The organism is Pseudarthrobacter sp. As-47 (genome assembly GCF_058215595.1).
In genome coordinates this window covers 2,148,669-2,166,865 of record NZ_CM177088.1, presented here as the reverse complement: position 1 = coordinate 2,166,865, position 18,197 = coordinate 2,148,669, and the positions used below count along the sequence as shown (strand labels likewise).

The 18,197-nt window shown below is 66.5% G+C and carries 15 protein-coding genes; 7 read left to right on the top strand and 8 right to left on the bottom strand.

What is annotated here, in order from left to right:
• Positions 1–54 precede the first annotated feature (54 nt).
• On the top strand, positions 55–933 hold the full coding sequence (gene ypfJ, locus AC4BCK_RS10000) for a KPN_02809 family neutral zinc metallopeptidase (protein WP_174174553.1): 879 nt from the start codon (positions 55–57) through the stop codon (positions 931–933).
• Positions 934–1,086: 153 nt separating this feature from the next.
• Here the strand turns inward: ypfJ and AC4BCK_RS09995 are convergent, their stop codons facing one another.
• The 6 genes from AC4BCK_RS09995 to AC4BCK_RS09970 form a co-directional block, all read right to left on the bottom strand.
• On the bottom strand, positions 1,087–1,419 hold the full coding sequence (locus AC4BCK_RS09995; RefSeq protein ID WP_066275677.1) for a metal-sulfur cluster assembly factor: 333 nt from the start codon (positions 1,417–1,419) through the stop codon (positions 1,087–1,089).
• 14 nt (positions 1,420–1,433) lie between these two features.
• Positions 1,434–2,222: a Fe-S cluster assembly ATPase SufC gene (gene sufC / locus AC4BCK_RS09990; protein ID WP_251420143.1), complete on the bottom strand. Its 789-nt coding sequence runs from the start codon at positions 2,220–2,222 to the stop codon at positions 1,434–1,436.
• A 77-nt stretch (positions 2,223–2,299) separates the two neighbouring features.
• Positions 2,300–2,659, bottom strand: a complete 360-nt coding sequence (locus AC4BCK_RS09985) for a non-heme iron oxygenase ferredoxin subunit (RefSeq protein WP_104187267.1) — start codon at positions 2,657–2,659, stop codon at positions 2,300–2,302.
• Positions 2,660–2,681: 22 nt separating this feature from the next.
• Positions 2,682–3,968 carry a Fe-S cluster assembly protein SufD gene (gene sufD, locus AC4BCK_RS09980; RefSeq protein WP_251420144.1) on the bottom strand — a complete coding sequence of 429 codons (1,287 nt, stop codon included), beginning with the start codon at positions 3,966–3,968 and terminating at the stop codon, positions 2,682–2,684.
• 2 nt (positions 3,969–3,970) lie between these two features.
• Positions 3,971–5,434, bottom strand: coding sequence for a Fe-S cluster assembly protein SufB (gene sufB / locus AC4BCK_RS09975; protein ID WP_104187272.1), 1,464 nt, complete (start codon positions 5,432–5,434; stop codon positions 3,971–3,973).
• Positions 5,434–6,276 (bottom strand): helix-turn-helix transcriptional regulator, encoded by an 843-nt coding sequence (locus AC4BCK_RS09970; protein ID WP_435876324.1) that lies wholly within the window; start codon positions 6,274–6,276, stop codon positions 5,434–5,436. Before AC4BCK_RS09970 ends, sufB begins: the two co-directional genes overlap by 1 nt.
• A gap of 195 nt (positions 6,277–6,471) precedes the next feature.
• Between AC4BCK_RS09970 and AC4BCK_RS09965 the strand changes: the two genes are divergently transcribed.
• From AC4BCK_RS09965 to AC4BCK_RS09955, 3 genes are read left to right on the top strand one after another with little or no spacing between them, the layout of a single operon-like run.
• Positions 6,472–7,440, top strand: a complete 969-nt coding sequence (locus AC4BCK_RS09965; protein ID WP_174174558.1) for an ABC transporter ATP-binding protein — start codon at positions 6,472–6,474, stop codon at positions 7,438–7,440.
• Positions 7,437–8,234 (top strand): ABC transporter permease, encoded by a 798-nt coding sequence (locus tag AC4BCK_RS09960; RefSeq protein WP_174174560.1) that lies wholly within the window; start codon positions 7,437–7,439, stop codon positions 8,232–8,234. The genes AC4BCK_RS09965 and AC4BCK_RS09960 overlap by 4 nt, the downstream gene beginning before the upstream one ends.
• Positions 8,235–8,241: 7 nt before the next feature.
• Positions 8,242–9,186 (top strand): COX15/CtaA family protein, encoded by a 945-nt coding sequence (locus AC4BCK_RS09955; RefSeq protein WP_174174562.1) that lies wholly within the window; start codon positions 8,242–8,244, stop codon positions 9,184–9,186.
• A 72-nt stretch (positions 9,187–9,258) separates the two neighbouring features.
• On the opposite strand, the gene AC4BCK_RS09950 is transcribed toward AC4BCK_RS09955, so the two are convergent.
• Together AC4BCK_RS09950 and AC4BCK_RS09945 are read right to left on the bottom strand one after the other, a co-directional pair.
• A complete protein-coding gene (locus AC4BCK_RS09950; protein ID WP_490566876.1) occupies positions 9,259–11,592 on the bottom strand; it encodes a SulP family inorganic anion transporter in 2,334 nt (777 codons plus the stop codon).
• Positions 11,593–11,787: 195 nt separating this feature from the next.
• A complete protein-coding gene (locus AC4BCK_RS09945; protein WP_174174566.1) occupies positions 11,788–12,747 on the bottom strand; it encodes a heme o synthase in 960 nt (319 codons plus the stop codon).
• Between the two features lie 543 nt (positions 12,748–13,290).
• On the opposite strand from AC4BCK_RS09945, the gene tkt reads away from it, so the two are divergent.
• The 3 genes from tkt to AC4BCK_RS09930 are packed head-to-tail and all read left to right on the top strand — an operon-like array spanning position 13,291 to position 18,191.
• Positions 13,291–15,408: a transketolase gene (tkt, locus tag AC4BCK_RS09940; protein ID WP_174174793.1), complete on the top strand. Its 2,118-nt coding sequence runs from the start codon at positions 13,291–13,293 to the stop codon at positions 15,406–15,408.
• A gap of 27 nt (positions 15,409–15,435) precedes the next feature.
• Positions 15,436–16,551, top strand: coding sequence for a transaldolase (tal, locus tag AC4BCK_RS09935; protein WP_363935868.1), 1,116 nt, complete (start codon positions 15,436–15,438; stop codon positions 16,549–16,551).
• 5 nt (positions 16,552–16,556) lie between these two features.
• Positions 16,557–18,191 (top strand): phosphoglucose isomerase-related protein, encoded by a 1,635-nt coding sequence (locus tag AC4BCK_RS09930; RefSeq protein ID WP_490566875.1) that lies wholly within the window; start codon positions 16,557–16,559, stop codon positions 18,189–18,191.
• Positions 18,192–18,197: the final 6 nt, after the last annotated feature.

Below are 18,197 nucleotides of genomic sequence, written 5' to 3'. Positions count from 1 at the left end.
CAACTTTACCGGCCGGCACCGGTTGAGCTTCCGGTCCGCGGGTATTGTGACTTTATGAGTTTCAACGACAACGTGCAGCTGGATCCCTCCCAGGTCCAGGACCGCCGCGGCATGGGCCGCGGAGTCAAAGTGGGCGGCGGGATCGGCGGCGGGCTCATCCTGCTCATCGCGGCGCTCCTGGGTGTCAATCCACAGTTGCTGGAGGGCCTGGCCGGGGCCGGGCAGGAGCCGCAGAGCCAGGGCACGGCGCCCGCCTGCCAGACAGGAGCAGACGCGGATGCCCGGGTGGACTGCCGCATCACCGGCACCGTCAACAGCCTGAACGCCTTCTGGCCCGCCTACCTGCAGCAGTACAACGTCCAGTACCCGCAGCCGGAGACGGTCATCTTTGAGCAGGGTGTCAGCACCGGCTGCGGCACGGCCTCCAGTGCTGTTGGCCCCTTCTACTGCCCCACCGACACCACGGCCTACTTTGACCCCGGGTTCTTCCAGGAGCTGGTGGACAGGTTCGGCTCCTCGGGTGGACCCCTGGCGCAGGAGTATGTGGTGGCCCACGAGTTCGGGCACCACATCCAGAACGTGCTGGGAACGCTCGACCAGGCCCAGCAGGATCCGCAGGGACCTGAATCCGGAGCCGTGCGCGTGGAGCTGCAGGCCGACTGCTACGCGGGCCTCTGGGCCAAGCACGCATCAACCCAGCCGGGCCCCGACGGCCAGCCGTTCCTTGAACCCCTCACCCAGCAGGACTTGAACGACGCCCTGTCCGCCGCCTCCGCTGTTGGTGACGACCGGATCCAGGAAGCGGCCACCGGGCGGGTCTCCCCCGAGGCGTGGACCCACGGCTCCAGCGAACAGCGCCAGCGCTGGTTCTATAAGGGCTACGAGACCGGCGACATCAACCAGTGCGACACGTTCTCCGCGCCCACCCTGTAACCCCAGAGAACGACGACGGCCGGTCACCTTCGCAATGAAGGTAACCGGCCGTCGTCGTACCTGGGCCCACGCTACCGAGGGGCCCCAATCGAGCTTGCGAGATTGGGGAGGTTCCCTAACTGAGCGAAGCGAGGTTAGGGAGGCGGTGGGGATCTAGATGTTGAAGCCGAGGGCCCGCATCTGGTCCTTGCCGTCGTCGGTGATCCGTTCCGGACCCCATGGCGGCATCCAGACCCAGTTCAGGCGCCAGTCGTCAACAACGCCGTCCAGGGCCTTGCCCACCTGCTCCTCGAGCACGTCGGTGAGCGGGCAGGCCGCCGTGGTCAGCGTCATGTCGATCAGCAGTGCGCCGTCGTCGTCCGAGTACTTCAGGCCGTACAGCAGGCCCAGGTCAACGATGTTGACGCCGAGTTCGGGGTCGATGACATCCTTCAGCGCCTCCTCGACGTCCTCAAGGCTCGTACGTGCCGCGTTGATTTCGGTCATGGCGAAAGTCCTTACTAGGCCTGCGCCACGGCGGGTGCAGCGGCTGCGCCGGCACCCCTGGCGTAGCGGTCGTAGCCTTCTTCTTCGAGCCGGTCGGCGAGCTCCGGGCCGCCTTCCTCAACAACCTGGCCGTCCACGAACACGTGCACGAAGTCAGGCTTGATGTAGCGCAGGATGCGGGTGTAGTGCGTGATGAGCAGGGTGCCCATCTTGCCTTCGGCGTGCGCGCGGTTGACGCCCTCGGAAACAACCTTGAGCGCGTCAACGTCCAGGCCGGAGTCGGTCTCGTCCAGGATGGCGAACTTGGGCTTGAAGAGTTCCAGCTGGAGGATTTCCACCCGCTTCTTCTCACCGCCGGAGAAGCCCTCGTTGACGTTGCGCTGGGCAAAGTCGGCATCGATGCGCAGCTGCTCCATGGCAGCCTTGACGTCCTTGGTCCAGGTGCGGAGCTTGGGGGCTTCGCCGTCGATGGCGGTCTTGGCGGTGCGCAGGAAGTTGGTCATGCTCACGCCGGGGACCTCCACCGGGTACTGCATGGCAAGGAAGACGCCGGCGCGGGCACGCTCGTCAACGCTCATTTCCAGGACGTCTTCGCCGTCGAGGGTGATGGAGCCGCTGGTGACGTTGTAGCGCGGGTGGCCGGCAATGGTGGAGGCCAGGGTGGACTTGCCGGAACCGTTGGGGCCCATGATGGCGTGGGTTTCGCCGGTCCGGATGGTCAGGCTGACGCCCTTCAGGATTTCCTTGGTGCCCTGCTCCGTCTCAATGCTGACGTGCAGGTCCTTGATCTCAAGAGTAGACATGTGTCTTGTTCTCCTCTGCACCGGGCCTGGGCGGCGGTGCGGTCTCTGTCTGGAAGTTGGTTCGTAATTCTGTGGTGCTAGCTGAAGTTGGGAGCCTCGGCGCCGTTGAGGACATTGGTGACGTCCACATAGACTTCGTCCCCGACGATCTCGACGGCGAACACCGGGACCGGATCGTAGGCCGGGAGCTGCAGCGGTTCGCCGCTGCGCAGGTCGAACTGTGAGCCGTGGCCCCAGCACTCGATGGCGCAGCCCTCCACCTCGCCCTCGGACAGCGAAATGTCCGCGTGCGAGCAGGTGTCGCCGATCGCGTGGATCTCCCCCATGGAGTCCTTGACGATCGCCACGGGGTAGTCATCAATCAGGATCCGCAGCGCCTGCTTCAGCTGGATTTCATCCGCCTTGCAGACAAGCTCGCCCTTTGGCTGGTCAGTCATCTGTAACCGTGCTCCGTGCCTTCTAGTTGTCCGTGAGAGCGAGTTCGTGCTCAACAGCCTCGGTCAGCCGCTCCTCGATGGAGGGGACCTTGATCTGCTGGATGATCTCGTTCAGGAAGCCGCGGACCACCAGGCGGCGGGCGACATCCTCAGGGATGCCGCGTGCCATGAGGTAGAACAGGTGCTCGTCATCCATCCGGCCGGTGGCGCTGGCGTGGCCCGCACCCTCGATCAGCCCGGTCTCGATTTCGAGGTTGGGCACGGAGTCGGCACGGGCGCCGTCCGTCAGCAGCAGGTTGCGGTTGGCCTCGTAGGTATCGGTGCCTTCTGCTTCCTTGCGGATCAGGACGTCGCCAACCCACACTGCGTGGGCGTTGCGGCCCTGCAGTGCACCCTTGTAGAGCACGTTGGACTTGCAGTTGGCCACGGCGTGGTCAACGAACAGGCGCTGCTCCAGGTGCTGCCCGGCGTCGGCGAAGTACAGGCCGAACATTTCAGCCTCACCGCCGGGGGCGGTGAAACGGGCCGACGGCGTGACGCGGACCAGGTCGCCGCCAAGGCTCACCATGACGTGCTTGAGCTTGGCGTCTCGGCCGATCTTCGCTTGCTGGGAGGAGGCGTGGACGGCGTCGTCGTTCCATTCCTGGAGCGTGATGACCGTCAGGCTGGCGCCGTCTTCAACGATGATCTCGACGTTTTCGGAGACGATGGCGGATCCCCGGTGGTTCAGGACAACAACTGCCTTGGAGAACTTCTCCGCAACAATCACCAGGTGCTGGGCAGCCGGGTCCAGTGAGGTGCCTTCAATGTCGACGCTGACTTCCGTGAGCGCTTCGAATTCGGAAGGGATGGTCACCACGGTGGCGCCGGCGAAGTTCTCCCAGGCGTTGGCGGAGACGCGGTCCTCGGGGATACCCGCGGTGCCGATGCGGCGGTCGTCGCGGCCGACGCTCTCCACGGTGATTTCCTCCGGGCCGGTGACGACGACGGTGGGTGCCGTGCCGGACAGGACCTCCGAGTGCAGCCCGCGGAGGCGCTTGAGCGGGGTGAACCGCCAGTCTTCCTCCATGCCAGTGAGGGGCTTGAAGTCGGCGAGGTTGTAGGACGTCAGGCGGCCGGCGCGTGAGCTGTCCGGAACACCGACGCCGCCACCATGGGAGTGGCTTTTCGCCGCAGCGCCGGCCAGCGGGGCCTTGGAGCCTGCCGCGTTGATGGGCGAGAGGCTTTCGCCTTCTTCGGTGAAGCCGTCGATGAACGGCTGGGCTGAAGGCGCGCCGATGCGTGCCTTTTCAGTAGTGATTTCAGTCATCGTTATCCGACGGACCCTTCCATCTGCAGTTCAATCAGGCGGTTCAGCTCAAGTGCGTACTCCATGGGGAGTTCGCGGGCAATCGGCTCGATAAAGCCGCGGACGATCATCGCCATGGCCTCGTCTTCGCGCATGCCGCGGGACATCAGGTAGAAGAGCTGCTCTTCGCTGACCCGGGAAACAGTTGCCTCGTGGCCCATGACAACGTCATCCTCGCGGATGTCGATGTACGGGTAGGTGTCCGAGCGGCTGATCGTGTCAACGAGCAGGGCGTCGCAGCGGACGGTGTTGGCCGAGTGCTTGGCGCCTTCACGGACCTGCACCAGGCCGCGATAGGCCGCACGTCCGCCGCCACGGGCCACGGACTTGGAAATGATGGAGCTCTTGGTGTTGGGCGCGATGTGCACCATCTTCGAGCCGGTGTCCTGGTGCTGGCCTTCGCCGGCGAACGCGATGGACAGTGTCTCGCCCTTGGCGTGCTCGCCCACGAGGTAGACGGCAGGGTACTTCATGGTGACCTTGGAGCCGATGTTGCCGTCGACCCATTCCATGGTGGCGCCTTCTTCGCAGATGGCACGCTTGGTCACCAGGTTGTACACGTTGTTGGACCAGTTCTGGATGGTGGTGTAGCGGACGCGGGCGCCCTTCTTCACGATGATTTCCACCACGGCGGAGTGCAGCGAGTCCGAGGTGTAGATCGGCGCGGTGCAGCCCTCGATGTAGTGGACGTAGGAGTCCTCGTCCGCGATGATCAGGGTCCGCTCGAACTGGCCCATGTTTTCCGTGTTGATGCGGAAGTATGCCTGCAGCGGGATGTCCACGTGGACGCCCTTGGGGACGTAGACGAAGGAGCCGCCGGACCAGACGGAGGTGTTCAGCGACGCGAACTTGTTGTCGCCCACGGGGATGACCGTGCCGAAGTACTCCTGGAAGATCTCAGGGTGTTCCTTGAGCGCGGTGTCGGTGTCCAGGAAGATGACACCCTGCCGCTCAAGGTCCTCGCGCAGCTGGTGGTAGACAACCTCGGACTCGTACTGGGCGGCGACGCCGGACACCAGGCGCTGCTTTTCAGCCTCGGGGATGCCCAGCTTGTCGTAGGTGTTCTTGATGTCCTCGGGCAGGTCTTCCCACGTGGCAGCCTGCTTCTCCGTGGAGCGTACGAAGTACTTGATGTTGTCGAAGTCGATGCCGGAAAGGTCCGCACCCCAGGTGGGCATGGGCTTGCGGTCGAAGTACTTCAGGCCTTTGAGGCGGAGGTCAAGCATCCACTCGGGCTCGCTCTTCTTGGCCGAGATGTCCCGGACCACTTCTTCGTTGAGCCCACGGCGTGCGTTGGCGCCGGCGTCGTTCTTGTCGGCCCAGCCGTACTCGTAGTTGCCGATGCCGTGAAGCTCGGGATTCTTCTCGAGAATCTCCGAGATCACAGTGTTTTCGGCTACTGCTTTCTCTGATAGTTGGTCCGTCATCACGGCCTTTCTTGCTGATGGTTGTTTACTTCAGTCAGGCTGGCGGGGGCTGCCGGGGGCGTTGGGGGCCCTCCGGCAGTCAGCCGGCCTGTGGGTATGTGGGTGGTGCAGACGTGGCCGCCGCGGGCCAGGGTGGAAAGCCGGCGCACGTCAACGCCCACCAGCCGGGAGAAGACTTCGGTTTCCACGTCGCAGAATACGGGGAAGCGGGCGGCGAGCTGCTGGATGGGGCAGTGGCCCTGGCAGAGCTGGACGCTGGAAAGGGCGGCGGGCAGCGGAGCCTTGGCTTCGATTGAGGCGGCCGAGGCCACGAAGTTGTCGCGGGTCAGGGCGTCCGCCAGGGCCTTCGCGCGGTCGGTGATGTCCGGCCCGGCTTGGTCGATTTCCGGGGCGTAGCGGCGTTCCATCTCGGCGAAACGCTCGACGGCGAACGCCCGGACAGCGTCCGGCCCGGCAACCTTCTGGAGCTGCTGGAGGGCGAGGGCGGCGATGTCCAGGTAGTCGTTGCCGAGGCTCGACTGGCCCTGGGAGCTGAGCACGTAGCGGCGTGCCGGGCGGCCTGCGCCGCTGCCGGATTTTGCCACCCGCTTGACCTCGATGACGCCGGCCCGGGACAGATGGTCCAGGTGCCTGCGGACGGCGGCCGGGGTGAATCCCAGGAGGTCGCCCAGTTCGGCGGCGCTGACGGGCCCGTGTTCCAGGACGGCCGCGAGGACGCGGTCGCGCGTGCGCTCGTCGGCGTCAGCTACCGGCCCGGCGGGCAGGGCGCCGCGTTCCGCTGTAACAGCGGAGGCCCCGTGCCGGGCAACAGGCACAGCAGTAGCGTTGGTCATGGAATACACAACACAATAGTGTCGTAATTTAGTCCCGCATTCCAGTAAGGCGAGGCTGGCCTGTGCTGAACCCCACCTCTGGAGTTTTCGTCCACGTATGCAGACTTCACCGGCCGCGCACCCTGCGCACCTGGACGAAAACCCCGGATGCCGGCCGAAGTCCCGGAGGACCGCCGGTAATACTACTTCCCGTAGAATACTGGGGTGCGATCGCCCCTGTCCCCCGTTCTGTCCATCAACGGGCTTGTTAAAGATGTAGGCCCGCTTTCCAGCATGGACGGAAGAATGCTCCGGGTGGTGAGCGGCGTCTCACTTTCCGCCGAGCGCGGGCAGGTCACAGCCCTGCTGGGTGCCAACGGCGCCGGTAAAACCACCACCCTGGAATGCGCCCAGGGCCTTCAGAAGCGCAGCGGCGGGAGCATCTCGCTGCTCGGCCAGGACCCCGCAACGGCCGGGGCGGAACTGCGCTCCCGAGTAGGCGTGATGCTCCAGGACGGCGGCCTCCCGCCGTCGGCCAGGCCTGTCCCCCTGCTGCGGCACATTGCCGGCCTCTACGCCCACCCGTGGCCCGTGGACGACCTCATCCAAAGGCTCGGCATCGACACCTTCAGCCGGACCACCGTCCGCCGGCTTTCAGGCGGGCAAAAGCAACGCCTGGCCCTCGCGGCCGCCCTGGTCGGAAGGCCGGAGGTCCTCTTCCTCGACGAACCCAGCGCAGGACTGGATCCGCAGTCCCGCCAACTGGTGTTCGAGCTGATCGGCGAGCTGCGCGATGCGGGAATGGGCATCATCCTCACCACGCACCTGATGGATGACGCCCAGCGGCTGGCTGACTACGTCTACATCATTGACGGCGGCCGCAATGTCGCCGAAGGAACAGTCCAGGAACTGCTGCAGCGCGGACCCGCCGTCGACGCCGGCGCTGACCACGTGCGCACCCTCACCTTCGACGCGAAGCCGGGACTGGACCTGTCCGGCGTACTGCCCGCCGACGTCGTGGTCCTGGAGGAGCGGGCCGGAAGCTACACCGCCACGGGAACCCTGACTCCCCGGCACCTTGCCATGCTCGCCGAATGGTGGGCAGCGCACGACGTCATGCCCGCCGCCATGTCATTGCAGGCGCGTAGCCTTGAAGACGTCTTTCTGGACATCTCGGGAAAGGACATCCGATGAACCCGACCCCCGCGGGCACCGCTCCCGCTGCAGGGGCCGGTGCACCCGCCCGGCAGCAGCCCGCATCCCTGCTCCGCCGCATCCTGCTCCAGGGCAAATACGAGGCGCTGGCGATGCTCCGGAACGGCGAGCAGCTGATCCTCGCGGTGGTCCTGCCGCTGCTGGCGCTTGTTGGCCTGACGGTGACCCCGTTCCTGGACGGCCTGGGGCCGAGCCGAATCGACGTGGCGGTCCCGGGGATCCTGGCCCTCTGCGCCATGTCCACAGCCTTCACGGGCCAGGGCATCGCCACGGGATTCGACCGCCGGTACGGTGTGCTGCGTTTCCTGTCCACGACTCCCCTGGGCCGGGGCGGGCTGATCGCCGGCAAGGTGCTTTCCGTGCTGGCGGTGCTCTGCCTGCAGGTTGCCGTGGTGGCAGCGGTCGGGCTTAGCCTCGGATGGCAGCCGACGGCGGCCGGCTGGGTTCCCGGGCTGTTCCTCCTCGCGCTGGGCGCGGCGGCCTTCACCGCCCTGGGGCTGCTGGTGGCCGGAACCGTGCGTCCCGAAGCAACCCTGGCCATCACCAACCTGCTCTGGATCCTCCTGGGGGCCCTTGGCGGGATCGTCATTCCTGCGGAACGGCTGCCCGCGGCGGCCCAGCAGATCGTTGGACTCCTGCCCTCGGGCGCACTCGGCGAAGCGCTGCGGGACGCCTTCCTGCACGGTGCGTTGAATGGCGCCGCCTCCCTCATACTGGTGCTCTGGACAGTTACTGCCGGGGCCGCAGCAATCCGTTGGTTCAAGTGGAATTGAGATACTCGTGAGCACCGCCTTCCGCCTTCCCCAGTTCGCCGGCCGCCTCGCATCACGGCTGCCCCGCACCGTGGATGCAAGTGTCCGGCGCCTCGCCGTGGCCTCCCTGATCGGGCAGACCCTGCTGGTGCTGACCGGTGGAGCCGTCCGGCTGACCTCCTCCGGCCTGGGCTGCCCCACCTGGCCCCGCTGCACGGACACGTCCCTGGTGAACACGCCCGAGATGGGCATCCACGGGTTCATCGAGTTCGGCAACCGGCTCCTGACCTTCGCCCTGGCGGCCGTCGCCGCGCTGATGCTGGTGTACCTGTGGAACCTCCGCAAGGAACGCCGCGACCTCTTCCTGCTGGCGCTGGGCCTGCTGGCCAGCATCCCCGCCCAGGCCGTGATCGGCGGCATCACCGTCCTCACCAACCTCAACCCCTGGGTGGTGGGCCTCCACTTCCTGGTTTCCATGGCACTGGTGGTGCTTGCCACGCTGTTGGTCAACCGTGCGTTCGGCCGGACCGGCCGGTTCCGCACTGTTCCCCTCGCCGCCCTGCCGGGGGTCATGCGTCCCGTGACGGCCGCCGTCGCGCTTTTTTCCGCCGTCGCCGTCATGCTGGGTGTGGTGGTCACCGGAGCCGGTCCGCACGCCGGAGACGCCGATGCACCGCGCAACGGGCTGGACTGGGACCTGTTCTCGCACATCCACGCCGTCCCGGCCTACCTGGTGACCGCGGGAACCCTGGTGGCGCTCGCGCTGGTGCTGCTGCGGCGGATCACTGGCCCCATCCGCACGGCGGTCCTCGGCCTCCTTGGCGTTACCCTGCTCCAGGCCGTCATCGGATTCACCCAGTACTACAACGGCATCCCGGCCCTGCTGGTGGCCGCCCACATGCTCGGCGCCGCCATGCTCATGGGCGCTGCGACCAACGCCTGGGACCTCGCCAAGTCAAGCCCCGTGGCCTGACCCTGTAAGCCTGGCAAGGGCGCCCCGGTTCGTGAACCGGGGCGCCCTTTTTCGTGCCTGTCGACGCTGCGGCTAACGCGCCGGTGCGTGGGCGGTGGACATCTCCGCAGCCTGTTCCGGGTCCAGGAACTCAATGCCCGCCTGGCGCACAAGCACCACCCGGGCGGTGGCGATGTCGTAAAAAAGGCCCGTCGCCTGGACACGCCCGTCGGCCAGGGCGGGACCTGCCACCGGGTGGCTTTCCAGCTTGGCGAGCTGGACGGCGACGTTCACCATGCCCAGCTGGTCCAGCCTGCCATATCCAGCGGCAGCCGCGCTGGCGGCCACCGGATGGTCCGCCAGCAGTTCGAGGTAGCTGGGGCGGGCGTGCTCCAGCCAGGCGTCAAAACCGGTTCCAAGGCCGGGGTTGCCCGCACCTTCGGCATCGGCAATGACGGCCTTCATGGCTCCGCAGTTCGAATGCCCGCAGATCACGATCGAGTCCACTTCCAGGCCCTTCAGGGCAAAGGAGAGGGCCGAGTCGATCGAGGCGTCCTGGCCGTCGTGGCACACTACGTTGCCGATGTTCCGCAACGTCAGCAGGTCACCGGGGCCGCTGCTGGTGATCAGGTTGGGGTTCACGCGCGAGTCCACGCAGGCCACGAACAGGGTGTCCGGATTCTGCCCTTCCGCCAGGTCCTGCACCAGCGGGCGGACCTTGTCAGCGAAGCGGCGGTGGTACTTGTTGATGCCCAGCAGGACCGGTGATGGCGGCAGCGCGCTCTGTCCTTCATTTCCCTCCGCCAGTTCGTCCGGAGCGGGCTGCCACGAGGTCCTTGGCGGGAGCGGAAGCTCCTGCGCTTCCTGGCGCTTTGGTGCCTGGTCCGCCGCGTCCTGGAACAGGGTGTTCCCGTGATGTTCAAGGAGGACAGTACCGCCGGCGGCCTGGTACTGCTGCTGCCAGGCGAGCAGGGCCTCGCGGAACGCATGGTCCACGTAATCCGCGTTGAGCTCCACAAGCACGTGCTCGCCGGCCGGGACCGAGTGCAGCACGCGGTTGAGCCGCGGCAGGGCGAAGAAGCTGCACGAACCGTCGATGGTGATGCGCCAGGACCTGGACGGTGGAACAGGCGCCTGGGCGTGGACTGTTGCCCGCAACACGCGCCACAGCACACTGGCCGCCGCGAGGGCCAGGCCGATCATGACGCCTTCCAGCAGGTTCAGGAACACCACGCACAGCAGGGTCACGGCATAGATCAGCAGGTCACCGGTCCGGAGGCTGGTGCGGATGTCCGCCACCTTGATCAGGCGGGCTCCGATAACCACCAGGAGGCCCGCGAGGACGGACAGCGGGATCAGCTGGATCAGCCCTGCGAAGAGTGCGGAGAAGGCAAGGACCCAAACACCGTGCAGGACGGCGGAGGCCCGGGTCGCGGCGCCGGCCTCCACGTTGGTGGCGCTGCGCACGATCACCCCGGTGACGGGCAGCCCGCCCAGCGATCCTGAAACGATATTGGCGGCCCCCTGCCCCACCAGCTCGCGGTTCAGGTTGGTCCGGGGGCCGTGCTGCATTTTGTCCACGGCGACGGCGGACAGGAGGGACTCGATACTGGCGATCAGCGCCATCGTCAGGACGGCGAACGCTGCTGCCCGCCAGCTGCCGTCGGGCAGCTGCGGCAACGCGACCGCGTCCAGGATCGATCCGGTGAAGGAGATGCGTTCAACCGCAGGGGCGAACGCCACAGACAGTGCCGTGCCGGCAGCGACGGCGGCCAGCGGCCCCGGGACCCGGCGCACTGCGGCGGGCAGGTACTTCCAGCCGAGGAGGATAGCGACGACGGTAAGGCCCAGGAGGGCGGCGTGCAGTTCGACGCCGGTGATGGCGGCGGGCAGGGCACTGAGGTTCTCAAGGGCCGACCCCGCCGGCTGCGATCCGAGCAGGACGTGGACCTGCTGCAGGATGATGGTCACCCCGATGCCGGCCAGCATGGCCTTGACCACCACCGGCGAGACGGCAAGCGCGGCACGGCCCACGCGGCTGATGCCCAGCAGCAGCTGGACGACGCCGGCTGCCGCGGTGATGGCGCAGGTCACCTGCCAGCCGAACTCCTGGACAATGCCGGCTACGACGACGGTCAGGCCGGCGGCCGGGCCGCTCACCTGCAGCGGCGACCCGCCCAGGCTCCCCGCCACAATGCCGCCGACTGCGGCAGCGATAAGGCCGGCCATGACGGGGGCGCCGGACGCCGCGGCGATTCCCAACGACAATGGCAGGGCAACGAGGAACACCACCAGCGAAGCAGGCACGTCGGCTGCAAGATGGGCCAGGAATACCGGGCGGCGGAACCCGTGCCGGCTATTGGTGCCGGCCGGCGGCGGGCTGTGGTTTGAGGCAACAGCAGGGGCGGGGTGCGGCGGTTGTGCCATGGAACTTCCTTTGCTTGGGAACAGGAGCAGTTCCACCGTAACCACACGGTCACGAGCCGTGACAGGTTAAAGTGACCAACATGACAGTTCTGTCATACATATGACGGCGCCTGCTTCCCCCTGCCCCGGCGTTAAGTCCTGGTCAAAAAAAACCTCCCCCGGCCGCGGCCGGGAGAGGTTTAGAGGACTGTGGAGTCAGCCTGCCATGACGGCGGGGCCGATGAACGGGTCCACGGCCAAGGCGATAAACAGGAGGGTGAGGTAGCTGATGGAACCGTGGAAGACCTTCATGGCCCGCTTGTCCGAGATATCCTCACGCTGCGCCCTGTTATAGAGAGCGTGTGACTCGTAGAGGAACCACGCGCCCGCCAGGACGGCAGTGACGGTATAGACCCATCCGGCTCCGCCGGCAGGAACCATGAGCAAAGAGCAGGCCACCATGGCCCAGGCGTAGAGGACCACCTGCACCGAAACCACCTTGGCACCGGCGATGGCGCCGAGCATGGGGACCTTGGCGTTGCGGTAGTCCTCGCCGTAGCGCATGGACAGCGGCCAGTAGTGCGGGGGCGTCCAGAGGAAGATCACCATGAAGAGAATGACGGCCGGCCATTCCACCGAGTTGGTGACCGCCGCCCAGGCAATCAGCACGGGGAAGCAGCCCGCTGCCCCGCCCCACACAATGTTCTGCGCGGTCCGGCGCTTGAGGATGATCGTATAGATCACCACGTAGAAGAAGATGGCGCCCAGCCCGAGCCAGGCCGACAGGGGGTTCGCACCGAACCACAGGATCGCGATGGCGGCAGCACCCAGGAGCCACGAGAAGATCAGTGCCTCACGCGGCGTGACCTCACCCGTGACCAGGGGGCGGTTCTCGGTGCGGTGCATCAGTTTGTCGATGTCGCGGTCAATGTAGCAGTTGAAGGCTCCGGCGCTGCCGGCCGCGAAGGCGCCGCCCACGAGCGTGGCGAGAATGAGCCCGATGGAGGGAAACCCGCGCTCTGCGTAGATCATGGTGGGCAGCGTGCTGACCAGGAGCAGCTCAATGACCCGGGGCTTGGTGAGGGCGAGATACGCCTTTGCTTTACGGGCGATCCCGGGCCTCGAAGCCCGTGATGCGTTCAGCGTCGTATCTGTTGTGCTCACGGTGGCAGTCACCCGTTCTGTTGGCAGTTCTGTCTGGCTGTCCAGCTTGGTCGTCCGGCCCCGCCCCAAAACCGGGCGCCCGCGGAACAGTGATCCACGCAACAGCGGGAGTCCGGGCGGCTGGCACGTGTCCCCCAGCCCGGCGCTGGCCTCCGAATATCATACCGCGCCGGCCTCGCCGCCACGGCCGGTCGGCCGGGGCGGCGATCAGCGCCAGCCAGGGCTTCTGTTGGTGCTGGTGATCGCTCGCGCGCCAATTCGAGCAGATTAACTCAACCTCACTTCAGACGCATTCACATAAGCGGAAATTGCGTCCAAAACGTGAGATTTGGGCCGCCCGGAGAATGGAATAGAGCTAAGCTGTCACCAGATCAGCACGCAGCAAGGAAGCGGTGGAAAACGCATTCCCAACTGCCAGTGGCTGAGTGAAAGATCAACGTTTCGATGGTGAACGGCTGGTACACACCGCAGCGGGCGCCACACAGCGTGCCTTCATGCGGATCCGGTGTGCCACCTGCCATCAGCACAGAGAGGGGCCCGGTTTTCGTGCCACATTTGGAAGAGCAAGAACTGTCCTGGACTAGCCTGGACCAGCGTGCGGTGGACACTGTCCGCGTGCTGGCCGCGGACGCGGTGGAGAAGGTTGGCAACGGCCACCCCGGCACGGCCATGAGCCTGGCACCGGCCGCGTACCTTCTTTTCCAGAAGCTGATGCGCCACGACCCCCGGAACCCCGACTGGCTGGGCCGTGACCGCTTCATCCTGTCTCCGGGCCACACGTCCCTCACGCTCTACATCCAGCTGTTCCTGTCCGGCTACGGCCTGGAACTGAAGGACCTTGAGGCCCTGCGCACCTGGGGATCACTGACACCCGGCCACCCCGAGTACAAGCACACCGCCGGCGTCGAGATCACCACGGGCCCGCTGGGCCAGGGCCTTGCTTCGTCTGTCGGGTTCGCCTACTCGCAGCGCCGGATGCGCGGGCTGTTCGACGCCGATGCTGCCGCGGGCGAGAGCCCCTTCGACCACACCATCTGGGTCATCGCGTCCGACGGCGACCTCCAGGAAGGCGTCACGGCAGAGGCTTCCTCGCTCGCCGGCCACCAGGAGCTCGGCAACCTCGTAGTGGTTTACGACGAGAACCACATCTCCATCGAGGACGACACCGACATCGCCTTCACCGAGGATGTCCTGAAGCGCTACGAGGCCTACGGCTGGCACGTCCAGCGCGTCGACTGGACCAAGACCGGCGAATACAAGGAAGACGTCCAGGAGCTCTACTCGGCACTCCTTGCAGCCAAGGCTGAGACGTCCAAGCCCTCCATCGTCTCGCTGCGCACCATCATCGGCTACCCGGCGCCCAAGAAGCAGAACACCGGCAAGATCCACGGTTCCGCCCTTGGTGCAGAGGAAGTCGCAGCCCTTAAGGAGGTCCTCGGCTTCGACCCCGCCAAGTCCTTCGATGTCGACCAGGACGTCCTTGCCCACGCCCGCGCCGTGGTGGACCGGGGTGCCGCTGCCCGCAAGGAATGGGAAGAGTCCTTCAACGCCTGGCAGGCTGCCAACCCCGCAGGCGCCGAGCTGCTGCAGCGCATCGAGGCCAAGGAACTTCCCGACGGCGTCGACGCAGCCCTTCCGGTCTTCCCGGCCGGCAAGGACGTCTCCACCCGCGCGGCCTCCGGCAAGGTCCTGAACGCACTGGGCCCCGTCCTCCCCGAACTGTGGGGCGGTTCCGCTGACCTTGCGGAGTCGAACAACACCACCATCGAGGGCTCGCCGTCGTTCGTTCCTGCCTCCAAGCAGACCGACGCCTGGTCCGGCAACCCGTACGGACGCGTGCTGCACTTCGGCATCCGCGAGCACGCCGCGGCGTCGATTGTGAACGGCATCAGCCTCCACGGACGGACCCGCGCATTCTCCGGCACGTTCCTGATCTTCAGCGACTACCAGCGCCCCGCCATCCGCCTGGGCGCCCTGATGGGTGTTCCGTCCCTGTACGTCTGGACACACGACTCCATCGGCCTCGGCGAAGACGGCCCCACCCACCAGCCGGTGGAACAGCTCGCTTCCCTGCGTGCCATCGTGGGCCTGGACGTTGTCCGTCCCGGTGATGCCAATGAGGTAGCCGTCGCCTGGAAGACCATGCTGGAGAACCACAGCAACCCCGCCGGCATCGTGCTGACCCGCCAGAACATCCCCACCTGGGAGCGCGGTGACGGCGCGGCCGACGGCGACACGTTCGGTTCCGTCGCCGGCGTCGCCAGGGGCGGCTACGTCCTTGCCGAAGCATCCAAGGACGGCGCCACCGTCCCCGCCGACGTCATCCTCATCGGCACCGGCTCCGAAGTGCAGCTGGCCGTCCAGGCCCGCGAGGCCCTGCAGGCCGAAGGCATCGCCGCCCGCGTTGTCTCCATGCCCTGCGTCGAATGGTTCAACAAGCAGGACGCCGCCTACCGCGAATCCGTGCTGCCCGCCGCCGTCAAGGCCCGCGTATCCGTCGAAGCAGGACTCGCCCTCGGCTGGAAGGAATTCGTCGGCGACGCCGGCCGTTCCATCAGCCTGGAGCACTACGGCGCTTCCGCGGACTACAAGCGCCTCTTCCAGGAGTTCGGCATCACCGCAGAGGCCGTCGCCGCTGCCGCCAAGGACTCCCTCGCAGGCCTCCAGGCCTAACCAACGATTTCCAGGAGATACAGAACAATGACTACTCCCACCCAGCAACTCTCAGACGCCGGAGTTTCCATCTGGCTTGATGACCTTTCCCGCGGACGCCTGGACACCGGCACCCTGGCGACGCTCATCGAGGAAAAGAACGTGGTTGGCGTAACCACCAACCCGTCCATCTTCCACGCCGCGATCACGGCAGGCACCGACTACGACGCCACCATCGCCAAGCAGGCAGCAGCCGGCGCCAGCGTCGAGGACACCATCTTCGAGATCACCACCACCGACGTCGCGGACGCCTGCGACCTCTTCGCGCCTGTGGCTGCGGCCACCAAGGGCGTGGACGGACGAGTCTCCATCGAGGTGGACCCCCGCCTGGCCTGGGACACGGCAGGCACCATCGCCGAAGCCAAGCACCTGTACAAGCGGGTCAACAAGGACAACGTCCTCATCAAGATCCCGGCCACCCTTGAGGGCCTCGAAGCCATCACCGCCACCCTGGCCGAGGGCATCAGCGTCAACGTGACCCTGATCTTCTCCCTGGAGCGCTACCGCGCCGTCATCAACGCCTTCCAGTCCGGCCTGGAGCAGGCGAAGGAAAACGGCCACGATCTTTCCAGGATCCACTCCGTGGCCTCGTTCTTCGTCTCCCGCGTGGACTCCGAGATCGACAAGCGCCTTGACGCCATCGGCACCGAGGAAGCCAAGGCACTCAAGGGCAAAGCCGGCCTGGCCAACGCCCGCCTGGCATACCAGGTCTACGAGGAACTGTTCGCCACCGAACGCTGGGCGCTGCTGGCCGAAGCCGGCGCTCTCCCCCAGCGTCCCCTGTGGGCTTCCACCGGCGTGAAGGACCCGGCCTACCCGGACACCCTCTACGTCACCGAACTCGTTGCCCCGGGCGTCGTGAACACCATGCCCGAGAAGACGCTGGACGCCACCTTCGACCACGGCGTGGTCACCGGGGACACTGTCACCGGCACCTACGCCGAAGCGAACGCCACCCTCGACGCGCTGGAGAAGCTCGGCATCTCCTACAACGACGTCGTGGCACTCCTCGAATCCGAAGGCCTGGACAAGTTCGTGGCCAGCTGGAAGGAACTGCTGGCCGACGTCGAAGGCGCACTCGCCGCTGCACGGAAGGCTTCCTGACCCACATGACCACTCTCAGCTACGACGCCACCGGTGCCGCACTGCAGGCATTGGAACAGCACCTCCCCGTCCTCGTGGAGGAACGCATCGCCACCCGCATCTTCGCCAAGGACCACACCCTGTGGGGTCCCGATGCGGAAGCCGAGTCGGCAATCCGCCTCGGCTGGGTGGAGGCGGCCACCGTCTCCCAGCCGCTGGTCAAGGACATCCTGGAACTCCGCGACGCCCTGACGTCGGAAGGCGTCACCCGCATTGTGCTGTGCGGCATGGGCGGCTCCTCGCTGGCTCCAGAGGTTATTGCCGGCACCGCCGGCGTCGAGCTGACAGTGCTGGACAGCACGGACCCCGACCAGGTCCGTGCAGCCCTCGCCGACCGGCTGGACGAGACCGCGATCGTGGTCTCGTCCAAGTCCGGTTCAACCGTTGAAACGGATTCCCAGCGGCGGGTCTTCGAGAAGGCGTTCAACGAGGCCGGCATCGACGCCGCCAGCCGCATCATCATCGTCACCGATCCCGGTTCCCCGCTGGACAAGGCCTCCCGGGACGCCGGTTACCGTGCCGTGTTCAACGCCGACCCCAACGTGGGCGGACGCTTCTCGGCGCTGACCGCATTCGGTCTTGTGCCCTCCGGCCTGGCCGGTGTGGACATCCAGGCTTTCCTGGATGAAGCCGAGGAAGCAGCGGAGATCCTCAACGATGATGCGCCGGAAAACATCGGCCTGGCACTCGGAACCGCCCTTGGCGGAACCAGCCCCCTCCGGAACAAGATCGTCATTGCCGAGGACGGCTCCGGCATTGTGGGCTTCGCCGACTGGGCCGAGCAGCTGATCGCCGAGTCCACCGGCAAGCTGGGCACCGGCGTGCTTCCCGTGGTTGCCGGGCCCGGCTCGCCCGAGGTCACCGGCGGCGCGCCGGACGTCCTGGTGGTGCGGCTGGTAGCAGCCGATGCCGACGTCGAACTCGGTGAAAACGAGGTTGCCATCGCCGGCGGACTGCCCACCCAGATGATGGTCTGGGAGTTCGCCACTGCCGTGGCCGGACGCCTGCTGGGCATCAACCCGTTCGACCAGCCCGATGTGGAGGCCGCCAAGGTGGCTGCGCGCGGCCTGCTGGACGCCCAGCCCGAGCCAACTCCTGCAGCGTTTGTTGACGGAGCCATCGAAGTCCGCGGCGGCGACTGGCTCGGAGATGCCCGCACCGCCGGCGACGCCGTGAAGGCGCTGCTGGACACCCTGGAGAACGACAGCTACCTCAGCGTCCAGGCCTACTTCGACCGGCTGGCATTTGCTCAGCTCGAGGGCATCCGCGATGAGCTTGCCGCCGTCTCCGGCCGTCCCGTGACGTTCGGCTGGGGCCCCCGCTTCCTCCACTCCACCGGCCAGTTCCACAAGGGCGGCCCGGCAATCGGAGTGTTCCTCCAGGTCACGGCTGCTTCCTCGGAGGACCTCGCCATCCCGGACCGTCCCTTCACGTTCGGTGAACTGATCGCCGCGCAGGCTGCCGGCGACGCCCAGGTCCTGTCCGACCATGGACGTCCCGTGCTTCGCCTGCACCTCACTGACCGGGCTGCCGGTGTGGCACAGTTGCAGGACATTATTGCTGCGCTGTCCGCCAGGTCAGCCTCCGTTACTGAAAGCTAAGGCACG